Below are 19,783 nucleotides of genomic sequence, written 5' to 3'. Positions count from 1 at the left end.
CGGCCGAGGACCGCCCCGTCCCGCCCCGAGCGCCGTCATGCGGCGCTTCGCCGCGCGTACACCTCTATTTCGATCTTCATCCGGGGGTCGGCGAGACCGCACACGAGCATCGTGGCGGCCGGCCGGACGTCACCGAAACAGCGGCGCAGGACCGGCCAGCAGGGCTCGAAGTCCGCGCGCTCCGGCAGCAGGTAGCGCACCCGCACCACGTCGGCGAAGGTGCACTGCGCCTCGGCCAGTGCGGCCCCGATGTTGCGCAGGCACTGCTCGGCCTGCTCCACGACGTCGTCGGAGATCGTCATGGCGGTGTAGTCGAACCCGGTCGTCCCGGACACATGCACCCAGTCGCCGTCCACCACCGCGCGGGCATAGCCGATCTGCTCCTCAAAGGTCGAGCCGCTGAGGATCGCACGTCGCTCTGTCATGTGCCGAACGCTAAGTGACCAGTACCGATACGTCTAATACAGCTGTAGCTATCATCTGATATCTCTGGGCGTATGGAACGGCCCGAGCTTCCCCTCCCTCAGCTGCACGCCTTCGTCGTACTCGCCGAGGAACTCCACTTCGGTCACGCCGCCGCCCGCCTGGGCATCGCCCAGCCGCCGCTGAGCCAGCAGATCCGCCGGCTGGAGGACAAGGTCGGTTACGCGCTGTTCAGCCGCCGGCCGGGAGGCGTCGTGCTCACCCCGGCCGGCCACGAGCTGCTGCCCGCCGCGCGGCGCGTCCTCACCGACCTCGCATCCGGGCTGGCCGCGGCCCGTGCCATCGGCAGCGGCCGGGCCGGACGCCTGCGGATCGGCTTCGCCGCCTCCGTGGCCCTGACCGTCCTGCCCGGTCTGCTGCGTACCTTCCGGCAGCGGTTCCCGGACGTGCACCTCGACATCCAGGAGATGACGACCGCGCCGCAGATCGCCGCCCTGCACGACAGGACCATCGACATCGGCCTGGTGCGCGAGCCGTACCCCGAGGCGGAACTCGGCTTCCGGACGGTGCTCCGCGAGCCCTTCGTGGCCGTGCTGCCCGCCGCCCACCCGCTGGCCGCCCAACCCGCCGTGGAGGTGGCGCACTTGGCGGACCTGCCCTTCGTGCTGCTGCCCCGGGCGGTCGGTCCGCAGCTGTACGACCAGATCGCCGGCCTGTGCGCGGACGCCGGTTTCACGCCGCGGGTGGCCCAGCACGCGGTGGAGTGGCAGACCGTGTGCGCCCTGGTGAAGACCGGGCTCGGCGTCTCCCTGGCACCCGCGAGCATCCGGCGCATCCGGCTCGAAGGCGTCGCCTTCCGCACCATCGAACCCGGCACCGCCCGTACGCGCGTCGCTGTCGCCTGGCGCAAGAACGACGAGAACCCGCTGGTGGCCCAGCTGCTGGCGACCATCAGCCAAGGTCAGCCGGACGGTTTCTGAGCCCGTGTCAGGAGCCCTGCAGCGTCCCCGGCAGGTCGAACTGCTTGGTCTCGCCCGTGGTGAGGTTGACGCGGGTCACCGTGTTCTCGGTGTAGACGAGCCAGCCTGCCGAGGTGGGGGTGATGTTCAAGGACGCGGCGAGGTCCTTGACGCGGGCGCGGTGGAGTTCCTTGCCGCTGGTGGCGTCGACCTCCACCAGTTCGGTGTCCTTCCCCTTGGCCGCCGCGACGACGATCGACGAGCCGGTGGCCCGCACCGCGTCGACCCGGCCGCCGTTCACGGAGACCGTCGTGGCGTCCGCTCCGGCGGTGACCGAGACCTTCACCCGGCCGGACTTGCCGGACGGGTCCGAGCCGGCGATCACCGGGTGCCCGGCCCGGCAGGCGAGGGCCTTGACGTCCAGGCCGTCCGGAACGGCTACGGGGGTGACCTTGCCGTCGGACAGGTTCGCGACGGAGATCCGGGGGCGGGTGTCCGAGCCGCTGCCGAGGCAGACCGTGTCCGAGGACGGGTCGGAAGCGGCGAAGCCGATCGTCCCGGGGACCTTCAGCTCGCGCTTGGTGGACCAGTCGGCCGGGTCGCGCACCAGCACACTGGAGGCGGGGGCACCGTCCGCGGCCTTGGTGTCGGGCAGTCCGGCGACCTCGCCGACCAGCGTCTTGCCGGGCAGGATGCGGCGCAGCCGCTCGTCCCCCGCCATGCCGTCCAGGGTGTGGTCCTTGCGGTTGACCACGTACCGCCGGTCGGGCTTGTCGTCCTTGCGGGGCACGGTCACCACCCAGCGGCCGTCGGCCAGCTGAGCGATGTGGGGGCTGACCGCGTCATCGTCGTCGGCCTGCTGGGGTACGGCGGCCAGGCTCTGCGCGCCGGGCCTGTCCGGGTTGATGCCCACGACCGTCACCAGGCCGTCGACCTCGGCGAGCGCGAAGGTCTTGGAGCCTTCCCAGTCGTCACCCAGTTCCACCCCGGCGGGGCCGGCGGAACAGGCCGTCGTCAGTGCGGCCGTCGAGCCCAGTGCGGCCAGGAGGAGGGCCGTACGGACCGGGGAGACCGGCCTGCGGCCGTGCTTGCGTGTCGTGAGGTGGGGCATGGCCTGTTCACCAGTCCTTCATTGCATCTGTGGGGGACATCCTCGCGGCCCGGCGCGCGGGGGCCAGTGCGCCCGCCGCCACCACCAGCACCGTCAGGCCGAAGAGCAGCAGCAGGGTGCCGGCGGGCGGCAGCAGCACCCGGCCCTCGATGTACGGCGCCAGGTCGGCGCTGCGCCGCAGCAGCGCGGCGGCACCGCTGCCGAGCGCCGCGCCGAGCACGGTGCCGATCAGCGCGGCCACCGCTCCGGCCAGCGCCATCTCCGTGACCAGCATCGTCAGCACGGACCTGGTCCGGAAACCGACCGCCTTGAGGATGCCGATCTCCTGGGCCCGCTGCCGGGACAGCGCGCCGGTGACGGTGACGGCGCCGACGAACGCGAGCACCCCGAGCACCCCGAGCAGCACCCGGCCCACCGTCCGGATCATCTCCAGTACCGCGGGCAGGGCGTCGAGCCGCTGCTGGAGGGTGACGGCCGGGTAGCCGAGCTGCTGTACGGCGCGGGTCACGGCCGGTACGTCCGCCGCCGTCCGCGCGACCACGGTCAGCTGGTCGTAGCCGGTGGTGCGCAGGAAGCTCTGCTCCGGCTGTCCGCCGCGCTCGGCCGCCCACTTGATCACGGTGGCGTCGGCGGCGTACGCGGCGTCCGGATTGTCCAGCTGCCAGCCCGGGTCGTACACGCCGACGAGGCGGGCGTGGCCGCTGACGCCGGTGCCCTCGCCCTGCCGTACGAAGCGGGTGGTCTCGATGTCGATGTCCTGGCCCACCAGTTTGCCCAGGTCCACGCCCTGGGACAGGGCCGGTGCCACGATCTCGCCCGGGCGCAGGGGGAAGAGGTTCTCGCGTACGGACTTGGTGACCGGCGGGGACATCGCCGGCCGGTGGGTCGTCGCGTACAGCAGTACGGTGTCGCCCGCCTTGGTCATGACGCCGAACGACACCTGTACCCGGTGCTGCACGGAGGCGACGTGCGGCAGCTTCGCGAGGCGCGCGGCGGCGTTCTCCGTCAGCTGGGGGGCGTCGGGGCGCTGGTCGGGCCGGTCGACGGTGATGCTGCGGTTGGCGCTGCTCTCCTCGACGCCGGTGTCCGTGGCGCTCTGCGCCCGGTCGGCGATGCCGAGCGCGCCGAGGCAGACGGCGGCGGCGACCGAGACGAGCGCCACCAGGCCGAACAGCCTGCGGCGCAGGGCGCGGACGTTGGCCAGCGCCAGACTGAAGATGCTCATTCCGTGCTCCCCGTCCCGGTCGTCGGCCCGCTCCGGACGTCGCGTGTGTCCGTGGCCGTGAGCGTGCCCTTCTCCATGCGGTGCACCACGTCCGCGGACTCCGACACCGTCGGGTTGTGCGTCACCAGGAGCACCGCCCGGCCTTCGTCCGCCAGCTCCCGGAACAGCTTGAGGAGGACGTCCTCGCTGTCCGTGTCGAGGTTGCCGGTCGGCTCGTCGGCCAGGACGACGGGCGGGTCGTTGACCAGCGCCCGGGCCAGGGCGACCCGCTGCTGTTCGCCGCCCGACAGTTCGCCGGGCAGGTGGTCGGCGCGCTCCGCGAGACCGACCCGGGCCAGGAGATCCCGGGCACGTGCCTCGCCCGCGCCGCGGCTGCCGAGGAAGGGCAGGGCAACGTTGCGCAGCGCCGAGTGCTGCGGCAGCAGGTTGTACGACTGGAACACGAAGCCCAGACGTCTACGGCGCAGGTCAGCCAGCGCCCCGTCCGGGAGGCCCGACGTGTCGGCCGGCCCCGTACCGCCGGCGCCCTCGATGCACACCCGGCCGCTGTCCGGCGGGGCCAGCAGCCCGAGGATGTGCAGGAGGGTGGTCTTGCCGGAACCCGAGTGCCCGACCAGGGCGGTGACCTCGCCGCCGCGCACGGAGAGGCTGACATCGCGCAGGACGTCGACCCTCCTGCCGCGCAGGGTGTAGGACTTGCCCACGCCGTCGGCCCGCAGCAGCGGGCGCACCGAACTCTCGCTCACGTGTCGTTCCTCGGTTTCGTGGCCGGCAGCCATCCCATGGCGCCGTCCAGTTGTCGGTCCAGCGTCCACACGCCCCAGGTGGTCTTCAGGTCGCAGGCCGGGTCGCCGCCGCCGACCTGGTACAGGTCGGGCAGCCCGGGGCAGCCCTTGTACGGCGTGATCCCGCGCTTGAGCGCGTCGCGCAGTGCCGCGTCCGGTTCGCCGCCGAGCAGGACGTAGGCGCGGGCGACCAGCACGTAGCCGTACACGGAGGGGAACCGGCCCGGATTCCGCGCCCACTGCTTCAGGGCGTCGGCGGTGATCCAGGACGGGACGCTGCCGCGCCGGCCGCTGTCGGCGAGGCCCACGGCGACCGTGGCCGCCGCCACGACCCGGTCCGGGGTGTCCGGACTCCAGGTGCCGATCTTGGGGACGGCGACCGGGGCGCCGGCATCGGCGCAGTTCAGAGCGGTGCGCTGCCACTGGGTGGCGTTCTGCTCGGTGACGGTGTCCGGCAGCACCCGCGGATCGGCGCACAGCTGCCGCGCCTGCGCGCCGGCATCGCCTCCCGCGGTGACCTTGCGCAAGGCGGCGCGGTTCAGCCGCTCGGCGCTCTCCTGGCTCGCGTCCGGGGACTTCTCCTCGCGCTCCAGCGCCGTACGCAGGCCGGCGTCCTCCCGTGACCAGCCGGCCAGGGCCCGCAGCCGTTGTACGAACAGGGAGGCGTCCGGGTTGCCGATGTAGGCGCCGGGGTCGCGCACCGTCCCGTCGTCGAGCCGGTCGTCGTCCAGCCGCTTGATCACCGGCGCGAAGATATTCTTCGGCGAGCCCGCCGCCTTCAGGATGTGGACCAGCTTGTAGAGCTGCTCGTACGGAAGCGTCGCGGCGCCGTCCCCGAGCACCGGCTCCCACACCGTGCGGTCGATCGCGGGCCGCTTCCCGGCGGCCTCCTGGATCACCACATGGCTGTAGGTGTCGGCGAGCCGGGCCGCTCGGTCGTCGGGGGTCAGCTTCGCGAAGTCGTCGGTGCGCGGCGCGGCGATCCGTGTGAGCGCGTCGGGGACGGGTTCCTTCAGCAGCTGGAGGCAGCGGGCCAGCGCACTGCTCTGGTCGACGGCGCGGGGCCGGCCGGCCAGCGAGTGCAGCCAGGCCAGGGTGGCCGCCCGGTCCCCGGGCGGGAGGGCGGTCAGCCGGCCGAGCGCGTCGAGCACTTCGAGGGCCGCCCAGGTGGAGCCCAGGCGCGCGGCGTCGCCCTCGTCGCCGAGGGCGGAGTCGACGTACCAACCGCCCTTGGCCCGCGCCTTGTTCACGGCCTCGGCGTCACCGTCACCGAGCACTTCGTCGGCACCGGCCCGGCGCAGCGGAATCATCCAGTCACGGCCCCAGAGCGAGGATGTTTCCAGCGCTCCGCGGCGGAATGACTCGGCCTCGTCCGAGGCCATGCTCGATCTGGGCTCGTGGCCGAGTTCGGAAAGCGTCCGCAGTGCATAGGACTGCGCCTGTGGGCCCGCCGGGGCCTGGCGCAGGAACGGATGGTAGTAGTAGCCGTTCTCTTTGCTGACCAAGAGATCGAATTGCTGCGTGGCCGCGGGTTCCGGGGCCGCGGACTCCTTCGGTGTGGATGCGCACGACGCCATGAGGGCGACGCACACGGCGGCCCCGAAGAACCGGGACACCGACTTTCCGGCATGTGGTGCCGTACGGAATTTCACGAACGCCCTCGCGCGTCTCATCTCCAGCTCACGGAAAAAGTGCCACACCGCCGGGCCCTGACGGTGTGACACCTTTACTCACTCCACGCAGCGCGCCGGTCCGCCGAAGCGGAAAGCGGTCAGGCGGCGCCCGCGTAGGCGCACTTCTCGCTGACGTTGATCGAATTGGTGATCTTCGCCGAGCCGCAGCTCTTGGTGGACACATAGGTGGTCATGCCGCCGGGGCGCATCTGGCCGCTGGTGTCCGAGATGTTGGCGTTGGTGTTCTTCCAGCGCACCTCACCCAGGGACTTGCTCTTCATCGTGAGCGTGGCCTCGGGGTTCTTGGAGATCTTGATGGAGACGCTGACGCCGTGCGCCTGCAGCTCGGCGCGGTTCTGGATCCACTTGGCCTTGCGGGGGCTCTTCCCCGACATCTTCGTGGACGCCTTCCAGTCACAGGCCTTCGTGTAGAAACCGCAGTGCCAGGCGTTGACCGAGATCTTGTTGCCGCCCGGAATGCCGACCGAGGTCGAGGCGGAGGTGGCGTGCGCCGGCGACGTGGTGAGCACCAGCGCCGTGGCCGCGAAGGCGGCGGCGGTACCCGACAGCAGGCGCGTACGTATACCCTTATTCATTTACTCTACTTCCCCGTGAGATACCACGCGGCTCCGAGACAAGAGACCGCACAGATGCCGCCCCCCATATTCCGGACGCGGCAGTCGCCCCGAAGTCAACACGACGCCCCATTCACAATGCAACCCGCCGGGGCGCCGTTGAATGTGCTCTGGATCACGCGGGAGCGGAGAGCCGACTTCGGGGAAATGCACGGACGAGCCCTGGCAATGATCCTTTTCGCCCGACACAGTGATCCACTATTTCGCCGGGATCGAGAAAAAGCCGTAGCGGTGATTCATCACGGGGCGGCCTCCGCCTTGCGCCGACGAATTCCTGATTGCCCGGCAGCCCGCCATTTACGCGCGCTACTTGAAGGAACCGGCCCGGTCACTCGACCAGCCGCAGCCATGCCTCCGCGAGCGCGGCGTGCCCCGCCGGCGTCGGATGTACGCCGTCCGCGGACCAGTGTTCCGGCCCGGCCGTCGCGGCGAGCTGGGCGAACATGCCGTCGGCGGCGAGCAGCCGCGCGCCGTACGCACGGGCGAGGCCGCGCACGGCCTGGATCTTCGGGTCCAGGTCGGCCCGCCACTCCTCGCGGATCTTCTCGTCGACGAGCGTGTCACCGGCCTGGACGCTGCCGCTGACCGGCAGGAGGAACGGCTCGATGAGAATCAGCTCCGTGCCCGCCGCGGCCAGCGGCGCGAGCAGCCGGTCGTAACCTGCCGCGAAGTCCGCCACGGGGATCTCGTGGCCGTCCGGGTCGAGCGTGTGCCAGCCCATGTCGTTGACGCCGACGAGGATCGACACCACATCCGGGCGCGCGTCGAGCACGTCCGTCTGCCACCGGGCCTCCAGGTCCCTCACCTTGTGGCCGCCGATCCCGGTGTTCATCCAGGTCACGGGCCGGTCCGGGTGCCGCAGCCCCCACTGGCCCGCGATGCTGAGCGGGTATCCGGATCCCAGTCCGTCCTCGCTTTCCCGCCGTCGGCAGTCGGTGATCGAGTCGCCGGTGAACATCACGGTGCTTCCCGGGCGGAGGGTGATCGTCATGTGTGCTCCTTGGAACCTGGTCGCGGAAATGGTGGTGGAAAAGCAAGGGGGTGGGTGGCCGGGCTAGCCTTCCGGGCTGCCGAACCACTGGTGGGCGGCCCGTCCGAATGCCGCGCGGTCAGGGGCGCGTTCGCCCGCCCAGGCGACGATCCCGTCGGGCCGGACCAGCACGGCGCCCAGTCCGAGGTCGTTCCTCGCCGGTCCGGCGGCATACCGCAGCCGGCTCGCCCAGCCCGCCGCCGGGCCGTACAGGCGTCGGCCGGTGCTGAAATCGAGCGCGACGCCCTGTCCGTCCCGCATCAGGTCGCCGAGGCAAGTCCCGTCCTCCAGGCGGAAGTCCGGGGCGTTGCGGCCGACCAGCGGGTGGTCGTCGCCGAGTTCGTAGCGGCCCGACGCTCCCGATGTCTTCGAGAACACATAGGTCGTTCCGTCCCGGGTCGCGAGCAGGTCGCGCAGCAATGCCTGGACCGCCCGGCCGTGCGGGTCCGGGCGCATGGCCGCCGCCTGGGCGCGGGTCCAGTCGAGGACCGAGGCGCCGACCGGGTGACGCTCGCGGGTGTAGGTGTCGAGCAGCCCGTCCGGGGCGTGCCCGTGCACGGTCGCCGCGAGCTTCCAGCCCAGGTTCACGGCGTCGCCGATGCCGGTGTTGAGTCCCTGCCCGCCCACGGGCGAGTGGATGTGCGCGGCGTCGCCCGCGAGCAGGACGCGTCCCCGCCGGTACGTCGTCGCCTGCTTCGCGCGGTCGGTGAAACTCGAAGCGAGACGGACGTCGCTCAGCGTCACATCGGTGCCGGACACGCGGCGCAGCACCGTCTGGAGATGGTCGCGCGTCGGCTGCCGCGAGCGGTCGAACGCGCCGCCGTCGAAGTCCATCATGCCGATGTGCCCGCCTTCGCGCATGCGGATGTACATGCCCGTCGGCGTCAGGTGGATCCCCGGGCTCAGCTTCCCGGGATCGGCCAGGGTGGCGAGCATGACGTAGCCGGTGAACTGCGGCTCGGTGCCGACGAAGTCGAAGCCCGCGAGCCCGCGCACCGTGCTGCGCCCGCCGTCGCAGCCGACGGCCCAGCGCGCCGCGTACTCGTGCTCGCCGGCCCGCAGGCGCACGCTCCCGCCGTCCTGTGCGACGGCCGACACGGCGGCGCCGCGCCTGATCTCCACGCCGAGCTTCGCCGCTCGCCCGGACAGCACCGCCTCGACCGTTTCGAGGCTTGTCATCACCATCTCGGGGGCCGGGCCGGGCAGCCGGAACGGCAGTGCGGCGACGTCGACCTTGGCCGGGTCGAGCACCATGCCGGCGAAGTGGCCGACCGAGCGCGGGGGTGACGGCTCGTCGGCGTCGGGGGTCGTGCCGGAATCGCCGTGCACCCCCGACGCCGCCAGCAGCTGGTCCAGCATGCCGCGGCGGTGGAACGCCTCGACCGACGTGGCGAACAGGCCCCGCAGCCCGAGCGGTTCCGCCCGCCACGGGGAGCCGGGCTCCGGCTCCCGTTCGAGCACGAGGACGGAGCAGCCCGCGAGGCCGAGCTCACAGGCGAGGAAGAGACCAACCGGGCCGGCGCCCACGATCACTACGTCATGCACGAGAACAACTCCCTTTTCCAGGCCCGTTCTTCCGGGCGTACGAAGACTGACGCGGGCCGCTCACACGGGGCGCACACGGCGCTCACACGGGGCCGTACACCGCTGACATGTGGAGCACACCGCGGGCGTCTCGCGGGTGGCGTGACGACAAGGACGGATGGCCGTACGTCGCGCGCGCGTGCGAAGATCGGGGAATGGACGGGGGTGCGCGGCTTCGTATCACGCTGCTCGGCGCCTTTCAGGTGTTCCGTGGTGACACCGTCCTGCCCGTACCGGGCGCGCGGTTGCGGGCTCTGGTCGTACGGCTGGCCCTCGCCGGCGGGCACGCGGCCGAGCGCAGCGGCCTGATCGACGCGATCTGGGCCGAGGCCCCGCCGGCCGACCCCGCCCACGCCCTGCAGGCCCTCGTCTCACGGCTGCGCCGGACCCTCGGCCCGGCCGACGTCGTCGCGCAGCTCACGGGCGGCTACCGGCTGGCCGTGGACGCGGCAGACGTGGACGCGCTGCGGTTCGAACAGCTCGCCGCGGCCGGCCGTGAGCGCCTGCGCGCGGGCGACACCCGGGCCGCGGCGGCCGTGCTCGGCGAGGCCGTGGCGCTGTGGGGCGACCGCCCCGGCACCGAGCCCGCGGCCGTCGCCTCCGCAGCGCCCGCCGCCGCGACCCGGCTGGCCCATGCCTCGATCGAGGCCGTCGCCGACCTCGCCGACACCGAGCTGGCGCTCGGCCGTTCCGACGCGGCCGCCGCCCGGCTGTCCGCGCTGCTCGCCGAACACCCCGTCCACGAGCGCGCCGCCGCGCTGCTCATGGACGCGCTCGCCGCCCAGGGCCGCCAGGCCGAGGCCCTCGCCCGGTACGAGCGGGTCCGCGAAAACCTGGCCGACGTCCTCGGCACCGGCCCGGGCGCCGCCCTGCGCGAACGCCACCTGCGCCTGCTGCGCGCCGAACACCCCGGCCCCGCCGACTCCGTGCAGGCCGGGCCGGGCAACCTGCCCGCGCCGCTGACCAGTTTCATCGGCCGCGACGACGGTCTCGCCCGGATCGACGCGCTGCTCGCCGCCGGGCGCCTGGTCACCGTCCTCGGCCCCGGCGGCGCGGGCAAGACGCGCCTCGCCGTCGAGGCCGCCCGGCGCCACCGTCCCGCGTACCGCGACGGCGTCCGGATGATCGACCTCGCCTCGGCCACCGAGCCGGCCAAGGTCGGCGCGGCGCTCCTCGCCGCGATCGGGCTGCGCCGCTCGGCACTGTTCGACGCCTCGGCCACGCTGCGCGGTGACCCGGTCGAAGAACTGGACGTGCTGGCAGAGCAGCTGGGCGGCCGGGAGAGCCTGCTCGTGGTGGACAACTGCGAGCACCTGATCGACGCCGTGGCGCACCTGATCGCCGCGCTGCTGGCCCGCTGCGCGGGGCTGCGCGTGCTGGCCACCAGCCGGGAGCCGCTTGCCATCGACGGCGAGGCGCTGGTCCCGCTCGGCCCGCTCACCCTGCCCGAGCCGGACGCGGACGTGGAAGAGGCCCGCCGTACCGCGTCGGTACGCCTGTTCACCGAGCGCGCGGCGGCCGTACGGCCCGGCTTCGCGGTCGGCGAGCACAACCTCGGCGAGGTGCTGCGCGTCGTCCGCGGCCTCGACGGCATGCCGCTCGCGCTCGAACTGGCCGCGGCCCGCCTGCGCACACTGTCCCTGACCGACCTGGCCGCCGGGCTGTCCGACCGGTTCCGCCTGCTCACCACCGGAAGCCGGACCGCCTTCCCGCGGCACCGCACGCTGCGGGCGGTCATCGCATGGAGCTGGGACCTGCTCGACGCGGACGCGCGTACGGTCGCGGAGCGGGTCTCGGTCCTGCCCGGCGGCGTCACACCGGCCTCCGCCGCCGCGGTCTGCGCGGGCACCGCGGTGCCCGCCGGTGCGGTCCGGGAGCTGCTGGCGGGCCTGGTCGACCGGTCTCTGCTCCAACTCGCGCCGGACACCGGCCGGTACCGGATGCTGGAGACGGTCCGCGAGTACGGCCTGGAGAAGCTGGCCGGACACGGCACACTGACCGCCGTACGGGACCGGGCCGCCCGCTACTTCGCCGAACTGGCCGCCCGCTGCGACCCATTGCTCCGCGGCCCCGACCAGCTCGCCGCACTCCGTGTGCTGCACGCCGAGTACGACAACCTGCTCGGCGCCCTGCGCCACCTCTGCGACACCGGCGACGCCACCGGCGCGATCGGGCTCGCGGTGAACCTGACCTGGTACTGGCAGATGCTCGGCCGGCACGCCGACGCGGCCTACTGGCTCGGCGAAGCAGTCGCGCTGCCGCCCGGGCAGCCCGGCGTGGCCCGCGACATCGCCGAAGGGCTGCGCCTGCTCAACACGCTCGCGCAGGCCGACGACACGGTCAAAAAGCGGCGCGAGGCACTGCGGGCGCTCGCCGGCCGGCTGCTGGGGCAGCCGGAGCTGCCGGGCTTCGGCGGCGCGCTGACCCTGGTCAATCTGGCCTCCCTGGGGGCGACCGAGGCGTCGCCGTCGATCATCCAGCGGCTGGTCGACGGGCCGGACGTATGGCTGGCCGGGCTGGCCCGCATGTTCCGGGCCCGCCACGCGGAGAACGAAGGCCGACTCGACCCGGTCCGCCGCGACGTGACCGCCGCCCTGGACTGCTTCGCCCGGGCGGGCGACCGCTGGGGCCTGGCCAGGGCGCTGCCGCTGCGCGCACTGCTACGGCAGTACGACGGCGATCTCGACGGCGCGCTGGCCGACCTGAACGAGGCCAAGCGGCTGGCCCGCGCGTTCAGCTCGCTCAGCCTCAGCGACGAGATCTACCTCGACCTGCGCCTGATCGATCTGCGGGTGCGGCTCGGTGAGACCGCGCAGGCGTACGAGATGATCGCCGCGACCCGGGAGCGCGCGCTGCGCTCGGCCTCGCCCGGGATGGCGGTCCTCTTCGACGCGCGGGAAGCCGGCCTGCGGGTACGGACCGGTGACCTCGACCAAGCCCGCGAGCTGGTCGAATCGGCCGCGAACGGACTGTCCGGACAGCTCCCGTTCAGCGGCGACCACGGGCAGGCGCTGGTCGGCGTGGTGCGGGGCGAGCTCTGCCTCGCGCTCGCCGACAGGCCCGGCGCCGAAGAGGCGCTGCGGCGCGCGTACGCGGCGGCGGTCGCCAGCCACGACCTGCCGATCGTGGCAACGGTGGCGCTGACCACGGCCGGCCTCGCCGCACTGCACGGACGCTTCCACGACACGGCCGTACTGCTCGGCGCAGCGGCCCGCCTGCGGGGCGCCCACGACCCCACCGAGCCGACGGTCCGCGCACTCACCCGCCGCGGCCGTGCCGCACTCGGCGCGGAGCCCTTCGCCGAGGCGTACGGGACCGGCCGGCGCATGGACGCGCCGGCAGCTGTGGCCCGTACCGATCCGGCACTGCTGCGATGAGACCCGCCGTCCGCACGGCGGATGCGGCAGCGGCGCGTCACTCGCCGGCGGTCAGCCAGCGGAGGCGGCCGTCCCGCGGAGAGGTCCGGCAGGTGAGGCGCTCGCCCTGTGAGGAAACCGCCGTGGCACCACTCGCGCGGCACTTGCGGTGCAGCTCGTTGCAGCTGCCCTTCTTCTTGCCGGGAATCTTGGCGCAGTTCTCCGTGTCGTGCGCCTTCCGGCCCTCGGCGGAGAGGTGATCGTAGTTGCTGCCGTCATGGCGGCCGGGAGAGTCGGCATGCTCCGTTGTGGACGGCCGGGGAGCCGCCGGCCGTGCCTTGGCAGCACTGCGGGCGGTCGGGGTCACCGCGCCTTCCGGGGTCACGGGCTTTTCGGACGGGCTCGACCGGGCTGCCGTCGTGGGCGACGCCGAGGTGGCAGACGGTCCGGGCGACGCTCCCGCCCGGACCGCCGAGCCGCTGCCGCAGGAGCAGAGCGTGGCGAGCAGGACGGCAGCGGTCGACAGGGCGAGACCCGGTCCGGCGGGGCGCGCACGTATACGATCAAGCATGGGAGCAGCTTAATGGGCGATATTTCCCTTGATCGACGGCTATCGGCCCGCCGTGCGCCGCAGGTGGCCGAGCCGGGTTGCGGGAGAGCGTGTCGCCGTCGCTGCCCGTAAGAACCTCAGCGCTTGAAAGCGACCATCGACACGACATAGACGACCGGGTGCTTCGGCTCGTCGAAGTTCACCACGATGTGCTGGCTCGGGCCCGGGTCCTCGGCCTTGATGGACGTGCCGGCCCACTGGCCGCCGCTCGCCAGGTCCCAGCCGACCTTGGCCGCCTGCGCGCCGGTGATGGTGATCTCGCCGTCCTTGAGGGCCTTGCGGCTGGTGCCGGCCCACTTCAGGTAGTGGTCCAGGCCCCAGTTGTTGGTGCGGAACTGGACGTAGAGAGAGCTGCGGTGCCAGGCGTTGGACTCGTAGTAGTAGACCGGTGTGGAGCCGGCGGGGACCGGGACGTTGTAGATGCGCTGCTGCACCTTGGAGGGGAAGTCGTTGTAGAGGCCGGTGGCCGCGGCCTCCTCCTCCTTGCTCTGGCCGCTGTCCCGGCTCTGCTCGGCGGAGATGACGATGTAGCCCGCCGGGACGGCGATCAGCAGGAAGATCACCAGCGCGGTGAGCCAGCGGCGGCGCCGGCTGGGCCGGGGCGCCGCGGACGCGCCGGACGGGGGCCCGGCCGGCGGCTCCGGCCGCTCCGGCGCCTCGCGCGCGGTCTGCCCCGGCTCCTGCCCCGCCGGATCGTGTGCGTCGGTCATGGGTGGGGTGTCCAGCTCCGTCATCGCCGGCCCGATCGTTCGTACCGCTCATAGCGTTCCACGCGGCGGCGGTTGGCGCGCCGGAAGCGGCGGGCCACCAGGCGCGCCAGGTCGGCGGCACCGACCATGCCGGCCTCGGGGCCCAGCTGGGCCTTGGCGATCCGGGCCTCGGGGCGGTAGCCGCGGCCGGTCAGGGTGCGCCGGAAGGCGTCCCGGGCGGGGCCGATCAGGAGGTCGTCGGCGGCGCTGACGCCGCCGCCGATCACGAAGCAGGAAGGATCCAGCGCAGCGGCCAGATTGGCGATGCCGACGCCCAGCCACTGGCCGATGTCCTGGAGCAGCTCGACGCACATGGCGTCGCCCTCCCGGGCCAGCTCGGTGATCAGCGGCCCGGTGATGTCGGGGACACGGCCGCCGACCCGGTCGATGATGTTGTACGCGACCGGGGAGTCCGCGGCGGCCAGCTCGCGGGCCTCGCGTACCAGCGCGTTGCCGGAGCTGTACTGCTCCCAGCAGCCGCGGTTGCCGCACGGGCAGCGGTGCCCGGCGGGCACCACCTGCATATGGCCGAATTCGCCGGCCACGCCGTACTTGCCGCGCTTGACCGCACCGTCCTCCAGGATCGCGCCGCCGATGCCGGTACCGAGCGTGATCATGACGAGGTGGTCCTCGCCGCGCCCGGCGCCGAAGCGCCACTCGGCCCAGGCGGCCGTGTTGGCGTCGTTGTCGACCATGACGGGGACCGCCAGACGGCCCGCGAGGCGGTCCCGCAGCGGCTCGTTGCGCCAGTTCAGGTGGGGTGCGAACAGGACGGTGCTGCGCTCGGCGTCGACCCAGCCGGCCGCGCCGATGCCCACCGCGTGCACGTCGTGCCGGTCGGAGAGGTCCAGCACCAGCTCGGTGATGACGTCCTCGACGACCTTGGGGCTCTTGGACTTGTCGGGCGTCTCGGTACGGACCTTCTCCAGGATCGTGCCGTCCGCGTCGACGACCCCGGCCATCACCTTCGTCCCGCCGATGTCGATGCCGACGGTCGGCACGCGGGGCGCGCTCAGGTGGGAGCGCCGCTCGCGGGTACCCACCGTGCGCAGCACGGTCGCTCTGGCGGATCCTCGGTGCACCCGGTCCCGGTACGTGCTCATCGACCCACCTCTTCGCCGTTGCGGTGGCGGCGGCTGCGTGCTCGCAAGAGTCGTCTCGTCCCTGCGGGTGTCGGGAGGCCGGGGCCTCGGGCGTGTGTGGTCCGGTGGTGCTCGTTCGGTCTCGTACGTGTCCGGTCGCGCCGGGGCGTGCCCCGGCGCGCGTGGTGCCGTGCCGGCGGCGGTGACGTGCACGGTCCGCTGCGATTGTGCCCTACCCGCGCCACGGCGCGCATGGCGGCGCGGGCCCCCGGAACCCGCGCCACCGGCCCGCTCAGTGCGTGGGGTGGCCGCCGAGGTGGCCGGGCTCGGGCGCCCGCGCCAGTTCGTGGCTGAGCTGCTCCAGCTCGCTGCCGCCCGCCATCTGGCGCGTCAGCTCCTCCAGGGCGATCTCCCGCTTGGTGTGGCGGCCGGCCATCGCGCCGCGCTTGAGGAGGACGAAGCGGTCGCCGACCAGGTAGGCGTGGTGCGGGTTGTGGGTGATCAACACCACGCCGAGTCCGGCGTCCCGGGCGGCCGCGACGTACTTCAGCACGACGCCGGACTGCTTGACGCCGAGCGCCGCCGTCGGCTCGTCCAGGACCAGCACCTTCGCGCCGAAGTACACGGCGCGGGCGATGGCCACGCACTGCCGCTCGCCGCCGGAGAGGGTGCCGATGGGCTGGTCCACGTCGCGCAGGTCGATGCCCATGCGCAGCAGCTCGGCGCGGGTCGTCTCGCGCATCAGCCGGACGTCGAGCCGCTTGAAGGGGCCGGCGCCCTTGGTGGGCTCGGAGCCGAGGAAGAAATTGCGCCAGACCGGCATCAGGGGGACGACCGCCAGGTCCTGGTAGACGGTGGCGATGCCGCGGTCCAGCGCCTCGCGCGGGGAGGACAGCCGGGCCGGTTCGCCCTCGATCGCGAAGCGGCCCTCGTCGTGCCGGTGCAGCCCCGCGATGATCTTGATGAGGGTGGACTTGCCCGCGCCGTTGTCGCCGAGCACGCAGGTGATCTCCCCCGCGTGCACCTCCAGCGAGACGCCTTCCAGGGCCTTGATGTTGCCGTAGAACTTGCTGACGTCCGTCAGCTCCACGAGGGGCGGGGCGCCCTTCCCGCCCTCCTCGGCCTCCGCTTCCGCCACGTCCACGGCGTCCGTCGTGTCCACTGCGTCCGTCGTCTCCACGGCGTCCGCCCCGGCCACCGCGTCCTCCGGCTCGTCCGGGGTGCTGTCCGGCGCGCTCTCCGGGGTGCTCATTTCGTCGCCTCCGCCCGCTTGCGGACCCATGCGTTCAGGAGCGTGGCCAGCAGCAGCATCGCCCCGAGGAAGAACTTGTACCAGTCCGGGTTCCACTGGGCGTACACGATGCCCTTGCTGGCCATGCCGAAGATGAAGGCGCCGACGGCGGCGCCGATCGCCGAGCCGTAGCCGCCGGTCATCAGGCAGCCGCCGACCGCGGCCGCGATGATGTAGAGGAACTCGTTGCCGACGCCGTCGCCGGACTGGATCGCGTCGTACGAGAACAGCAGGTGCTGCCCGGAGATCCAGGCCGCCAGCGCCACGCCCATGTACAGGCCGATCTTGGTCTTGGTGACCGGGACGCCGACCGCCCGCGCGGCGTCCGAGCCGCCGCCCACCGCGAAGATCCAGTTGCCGGCGCGGGTGCGCAGCAGGATCCAGGTGGCCAGCGCGACCAGGCCGATCCACCACAGGATCGTGACCTGGATGTCCACGCCGCCGACGCTCAGATGGGACGCGAAGAGCGTGCGGGCCGAGTCGAAGCCCTCCATGTCGGCGATGGACTTCGTGGAGACGGTGCCGCCGATCAGCTTGGTGAAGCCGAGGTTGAGGCCGGTCAGCATGAAGAACGTACCGAGCGTGATGATGAAGCTGGGCAGCTTCGTACGGGTCAGCAGGAACCCGTTGAAGACCCCGATGGCCAGGGTGACCAGCAGGGACACCCCGACGCCCACCCAGACGTTCGCCGTCATCTGGTAGCTGAACATGGACGAGACGAGCGCCGAGCTGACGACCATGACACCGGCCGACAGGTCGAACTCGCCGCCGATCATCAGCAGCGCCACCGGCACCGCCATGATCCCGATGGTGGACGACGCGTACAGCACGGTCGAGAGGCTGGACGCGCGCAGGAAGGTGTCGGCGGCGAAGGAGAAGAAGAGGAAGACCGCCGCGGCGCCGACCACCGCGCCCAGCTCGGGGCGGCTCATCAGGCGGCGCGCCGGCGACCGGTGCACCAGCCGCTCGTCCGGTCCGCCGTTTTTGGGCCCGGTGCTTTTCACGGTCGTGTCCGCGGTGCTCATCGGGTCCCCCGCTTCGTGTACTCCTGCAGCGCCGCGGCGTCCTTCTTGGTGATCACCTGCGGTCCGGTGAAGACCGGCTTGCCGCCGCCGAGCACGTCGGCGTTGTACTTGTAGAGCCACAGCAGGTCGACGGCCTGGTAGCCCTGGAGGTACGGCTGCTGGTCGACGGCGAAGCCGAGGGAGCCGTCCTTGAGGCCGTCGGCGACCTTCGCGTTCAGGTCGAAGGTGTCGATCTCGGCGTCACTGCCGGCCTGCTCCCTGGCCTTGACGGCGGTCGGCGCGAACGGCGCGCCCAGGGTGACGACGGAGTCGATGTCCCGGTCCGACTGGAGCTTGGCCTCGATGGTGGACTGCACGTCGGGCATGTTGGTGCCCTCCACGTACAGCTTCTGCAGCTCGCCCTTGAAGGTCTTCTTCGTGCCGTCGCAGCGCTGCTCGTGGCCGACGTTGCCCTGTTCGTGCAGGACGCACAGCGCCTTCTTGCGGCCCCGCTTGTTCAGCTCCTCGCCGACCGCCTCGCCGGCCATGGTCTCGTCCTGGCCGACGTGGGTCAGGGCGCCGAACGCCCTGGAGACCTCGGCGCCGGAGTTCACGGTGATCACCGGGATGCCCGCCTTCTCGGCCCGGGCGACCACGTCCTTCATGGCGTCCGGCTTGGCGAGGGTGACGATCAGCCCGTCCACCTTCTGGTCGATGTAGGACTGGACGAGCTGGCTCTGCCGCTGGGCCTCCTTGTCGTGCCCGTAGACGAACTTGATGTTGTCCTTGTCGGCGGCCTGCCGGGCGCCGTTCTGCACGATGTCCCAGAAGGTGTCGCCGTCGCCCGAGTGGGTGACCATGGCGAAGGTCCACCTGGGGGTGTTGACGGCCGCCTTGCCGCCGGCGGTCTGGGCGGCGCGCGCTTCCTCGGCGCGCTTGCCGCCGGTGCTGCTGCACCCCGCCAGGGATGCGGCGAGCACCGCTGCCAGCACCGCGGTCACCGCGCGTACCCCTGTCCGAACCCTTGCCACGAGGTCGTGCCCTTCTCGTTGCTGTCGTTTCTGTCACTGTGCGCCGGGGGCGCTGTGCCGGGTTTGGGCCGAAAATGATCGGTCCCGGCCGCCCAAGTATCCGTTACCCCTGTTCCGTATGGGGTCATCGGGTCCCGCGCCCGGTGTACTCCTCCAGCTTCGGTACGTCCTTGCCGGTGACGACGGCCGGGCCGGTCAGCACCGGTTGGCCCCCGCCGAGGACGTTGCCGTTGGCCCGGTGCAGCCACAGCAGGTCCACCGCCTCGTAGCCCTGGAGGTAGGGCTGCTGGTCCACGGCGAAGTCGATGTCCTTCCTCTTCAGGAGCCCGACCACGGACGGGTTCAGGTCGAAGGTGCCGATCCGGGCCTTGCTGCCGGCCTCGTCGCGGGCCTTGACGGCGATCGCGGCCATCGGCGCGCCGAGCGTGACGACGGCGTCGGCCTCCCGGTCCGACTGGAGCCTGGCCTGTACGGAGGACTGGGAGGCGGGCGCGTTGGTGCCGTCCACGTTCAGGTTCTCCACCCGGCCGGAGAAGGTCGCGCGCACCCCGGCGCAGCGGTCCTCCAGGGAGACGTTGCCCTGCTCGTGGACGACGCACAGCGCCTTCTTCCGGCCCCGCCTGTTCAGCTCCTCGCCGACGGCGCGGCCCGCCACCTTCTCGTCCTGGCCGATGTGGGTGAGGGCGCCGTACGCGGCCGAGAACTGCCCGCCGGAGTTGATCGTGATCACCGGGACTCCCTGCGCGACGGCTTTGCGGACCACGGCCGCCAGCGCCTGCGGCTTGGCGAGCGTGACGATCAGCCCGTCGACCTTCTGGTCGAGGTAGGACTGCACCAGCTCGGCCTGCTTGCCGCCCTCCTTGTCGTTGGCGTACAGGAACTTCACGTTGTCCTTGCGGGCGGCCTGTTCCGCGCCGTTCCGCACGATGTCCCAGAAGGTGTCGCCCTCACCGGCGTGGCTGACCATGCCGATCGTCATACGGGGCGTGTCGACCGGCCGGCCGCCGGTTCCGCCGCTCGGCTTGTCCTCGGCGCCCTTGCCGCCGGAGCCGCTGCACCCGGCGGCAAGGGCGAGGGCGGCGACGGCCACCAGCGCTGCCGGGGGTCCGGTTCTGCGGGTCCGGACAGCCCGGGGCTCGATGGTGGTACGGGGCCCGGTGGTGGTACGGGGTCCGGTGATGGTACGGGGCTTGCGCACGGTACTCCTCATGGAACCGCCCTCTCTCCCGCGCCGC

Annotated in this window: 17 protein-coding genes; 2 read left to right on the top strand and 15 right to left on the bottom strand. The window is 72.3% G+C overall.

Features of this window, described 5'->3' with window-relative positions; translation table 11 throughout:
* Positions 1 to 35 precede the first annotated feature (35 nt).
* Complete coding sequence (locus IH45_RS0101245) at positions 36 to 425, bottom strand: RidA family protein (protein WP_030659929.1); 390 nt, start codon at positions 423 to 425, stop codon at positions 36 to 38.
* Between the two features lie 72 nt (positions 426 to 497).
* On the opposite strand from IH45_RS0101245, the gene IH45_RS0101240 reads away from it, so the two are divergent.
* Positions 498 to 1,403 carry a LysR family transcriptional regulator gene (locus IH45_RS0101240; RefSeq protein ID WP_030659927.1) on the top strand — a complete coding sequence of 302 codons (906 nt, stop codon included), beginning with the start codon at positions 498 to 500 and terminating at the stop codon, positions 1,401 to 1,403.
* A gap of 7 nt (positions 1,404 to 1,410) precedes the next feature.
* Here IH45_RS0101240 and IH45_RS0101235 read toward each other — a convergent pair whose 3' ends face one another.
* The 7 genes from IH45_RS0101235 to IH45_RS0101205 all read right to left on the bottom strand — a co-directional run bounded on the left by IH45_RS0101235 (position 1,411) and on the right by IH45_RS0101205 (position 9,386).
* On the bottom strand, positions 1,411 to 2,493 hold the full coding sequence (locus tag IH45_RS0101235; RefSeq protein WP_050514427.1) for a hypothetical protein: 1,083 nt from the start codon (positions 2,491 to 2,493) through the stop codon (positions 1,411 to 1,413).
* Between the two features lie 7 nt (positions 2,494 to 2,500).
* Positions 2,501 to 3,718, bottom strand: coding sequence for an ABC transporter permease (locus IH45_RS0101230; protein WP_030659922.1), 1,218 nt, complete (start codon positions 3,716 to 3,718; stop codon positions 2,501 to 2,503).
* Positions 3,715 to 4,464: an ABC transporter ATP-binding protein gene (locus tag IH45_RS0101225; protein ID WP_234440389.1), complete on the bottom strand. Its 750-nt coding sequence runs from the start codon at positions 4,462 to 4,464 to the stop codon at positions 3,715 to 3,717. Before IH45_RS0101225 ends, IH45_RS0101230 begins: the two co-directional genes overlap by 4 nt.
* A complete protein-coding gene (locus tag IH45_RS0101220; protein WP_158812838.1) occupies positions 4,461 to 6,008 on the bottom strand; it encodes a hypothetical protein in 1,548 nt (515 codons plus the stop codon). The genes IH45_RS0101225 and IH45_RS0101220 overlap by 4 nt, the downstream gene beginning before the upstream one ends.
* Before the next feature lie 266 nt (positions 6,009 to 6,274).
* Complete coding sequence (locus IH45_RS0101215; protein ID WP_234440388.1) at positions 6,275 to 6,772, bottom strand: hypothetical protein; 498 nt, start codon at positions 6,770 to 6,772, stop codon at positions 6,275 to 6,277.
* A gap of 367 nt (positions 6,773 to 7,139) precedes the next feature.
* On the bottom strand, positions 7,140 to 7,802 hold the full coding sequence (locus IH45_RS0101210) for an SGNH/GDSL hydrolase family protein (RefSeq protein ID WP_030659909.1): 663 nt from the start codon (positions 7,800 to 7,802) through the stop codon (positions 7,140 to 7,142).
* A 63-nt stretch (positions 7,803 to 7,865) separates the two neighbouring features.
* Complete coding sequence (locus tag IH45_RS0101205) at positions 7,866 to 9,386, bottom strand: FAD-dependent oxidoreductase (protein ID WP_030659908.1); 1,521 nt, start codon at positions 9,384 to 9,386, stop codon at positions 7,866 to 7,868.
* A 194-nt stretch (positions 9,387 to 9,580) separates the two neighbouring features.
* Here IH45_RS0101205 and IH45_RS0101200 point away from each other — a divergent pair, with 194 nt between their 5' ends.
* On the top strand, positions 9,581 to 12,802 hold the full coding sequence (locus IH45_RS0101200) for a BTAD domain-containing putative transcriptional regulator (RefSeq protein ID WP_030659907.1): 3,222 nt from the start codon (positions 9,581 to 9,583) through the stop codon (positions 12,800 to 12,802).
* Positions 12,803 to 12,839: 37 nt separating this feature from the next.
* Here IH45_RS0101200 and IH45_RS1000000148465 read toward each other — a convergent pair whose 3' ends face one another.
* The 7 genes from IH45_RS1000000148465 to IH45_RS0101165 form a co-directional block, all read right to left on the bottom strand.
* Entirely contained in the window at positions 12,840 to 13,352 is a 513-nt protein-coding gene (locus IH45_RS1000000148465; protein WP_158812836.1) for a hypothetical protein, read from the bottom strand.
* A gap of 116 nt (positions 13,353 to 13,468) precedes the next feature.
* Positions 13,469 to 14,101: a hypothetical protein gene (locus IH45_RS0101190; RefSeq protein ID WP_234440387.1), complete on the bottom strand. Its 633-nt coding sequence runs from the start codon at positions 14,099 to 14,101 to the stop codon at positions 13,469 to 13,471.
* Positions 14,102 to 14,121: 20 nt separating this feature from the next.
* Positions 14,122 to 15,243, bottom strand: coding sequence for an ROK family glucokinase (locus IH45_RS0101185; protein ID WP_030659903.1), 1,122 nt, complete (start codon positions 15,241 to 15,243; stop codon positions 14,122 to 14,124).
* Positions 15,244 to 15,514: 271 nt separating this feature from the next.
* Positions 15,515 to 16,474 (bottom strand): ATP-binding cassette domain-containing protein, encoded by a 960-nt coding sequence (locus IH45_RS0101180; RefSeq protein WP_234440386.1) that lies wholly within the window; start codon positions 16,472 to 16,474, stop codon positions 15,515 to 15,517.
* Positions 16,471 to 17,538 carry an ABC transporter permease gene (locus tag IH45_RS0101175; protein WP_030659899.1) on the bottom strand — a complete coding sequence of 356 codons (1,068 nt, stop codon included), beginning with the start codon at positions 17,536 to 17,538 and terminating at the stop codon, positions 16,471 to 16,473. The genes IH45_RS0101180 and IH45_RS0101175 overlap by 4 nt, the downstream gene beginning before the upstream one ends.
* Positions 17,535 to 18,548 (bottom strand): sugar ABC transporter substrate-binding protein, encoded by a 1,014-nt coding sequence (locus tag IH45_RS0101170; protein ID WP_030659897.1) that lies wholly within the window; start codon positions 18,546 to 18,548, stop codon positions 17,535 to 17,537. The genes IH45_RS0101175 and IH45_RS0101170 overlap by 4 nt, the downstream gene beginning before the upstream one ends.
* Before the next feature lie 124 nt (positions 18,549 to 18,672).
* Positions 18,673 to 19,746 carry a sugar ABC transporter substrate-binding protein gene (locus IH45_RS0101165; RefSeq protein ID WP_394298650.1) on the bottom strand — a complete coding sequence of 358 codons (1,074 nt, stop codon included), beginning with the start codon at positions 19,744 to 19,746 and terminating at the stop codon, positions 18,673 to 18,675.
* Positions 19,747 to 19,783 lie beyond the last annotated feature (37 nt).

The organism is Streptomyces rimosus subsp. rimosus (genome assembly GCF_000720725.1).
Lineage (GTDB): Bacteria > Actinomycetota > Actinomycetes > Streptomycetales > Streptomycetaceae > Streptomyces > Streptomyces rimosus_A.
This window is presented reverse-complemented; position numbering and strand designations above follow the sequence as displayed.

Bases quoted from the DNA above. Each gene is read 5' to 3' on its own strand.
- IH45_RS0101190 (WP_234440387.1), bottom strand. From the start codon at position 14,101: ATGACCGACGCACACGATCCGGCGGGGCAGGAGCCGGGGCAGACCGCG.
- IH45_RS0101185 (WP_030659903.1), bottom strand. From the start codon at position 15,243: ATGAGCACGTACCGGGACCGGGTGCACCGAGGATCCGCCAGAGCGACC.
- IH45_RS0101230 (WP_030659922.1), bottom strand. From the start codon at position 3,718: ATGAGCATCTTCAGTCTGGCGCTGGCCAACGTCCGCGCCCTGCGCCGC.
- IH45_RS1000000148465 (WP_158812836.1), bottom strand. From the start codon at position 13,352: ATGCTTGATCGTATACGTGCGCGCCCCGCCGGACCGGGTCTCGCCCTG.
- IH45_RS0101240 (WP_030659927.1), top strand. From the start codon at position 498: ATGGAACGGCCCGAGCTTCCCCTCCCTCAGCTGCACGCCTTCGTCGTA.
- IH45_RS0101235 (WP_050514427.1), bottom strand. From the start codon at position 2,493: ATGCCCCACCTCACGACACGCAAGCACGGCCGCAGGCCGGTCTCCCCG.
- IH45_RS0101175 (WP_030659899.1), bottom strand. From the start codon at position 17,538: ATGAGCACCGCGGACACGACCGTGAAAAGCACCGGGCCCAAAAACGGC.
- IH45_RS0101215 (WP_234440388.1), bottom strand. From the start codon at position 6,772: ATGAATAAGGGTATACGTACGCGCCTGCTGTCGGGTACCGCCGCCGCC.
- IH45_RS0101180 (WP_234440386.1), bottom strand. From the start codon at position 16,474: ATGAGCACCCCGGAGAGCGCGCCGGACAGCACCCCGGACGAGCCGGAG.
- IH45_RS0101210 (WP_030659909.1), bottom strand. From the start codon at position 7,802: ATGACGATCACCCTCCGCCCGGGAAGCACCGTGATGTTCACCGGCGAC.
- IH45_RS0101200 (WP_030659907.1), top strand. From the start codon at position 9,581: ATGGACGGGGGTGCGCGGCTTCGTATCACGCTGCTCGGCGCCTTTCAG.
- IH45_RS0101245 (WP_030659929.1), bottom strand. From the start codon at position 425: ATGACAGAGCGACGTGCGATCCTCAGCGGCTCGACCTTTGAGGAGCAG.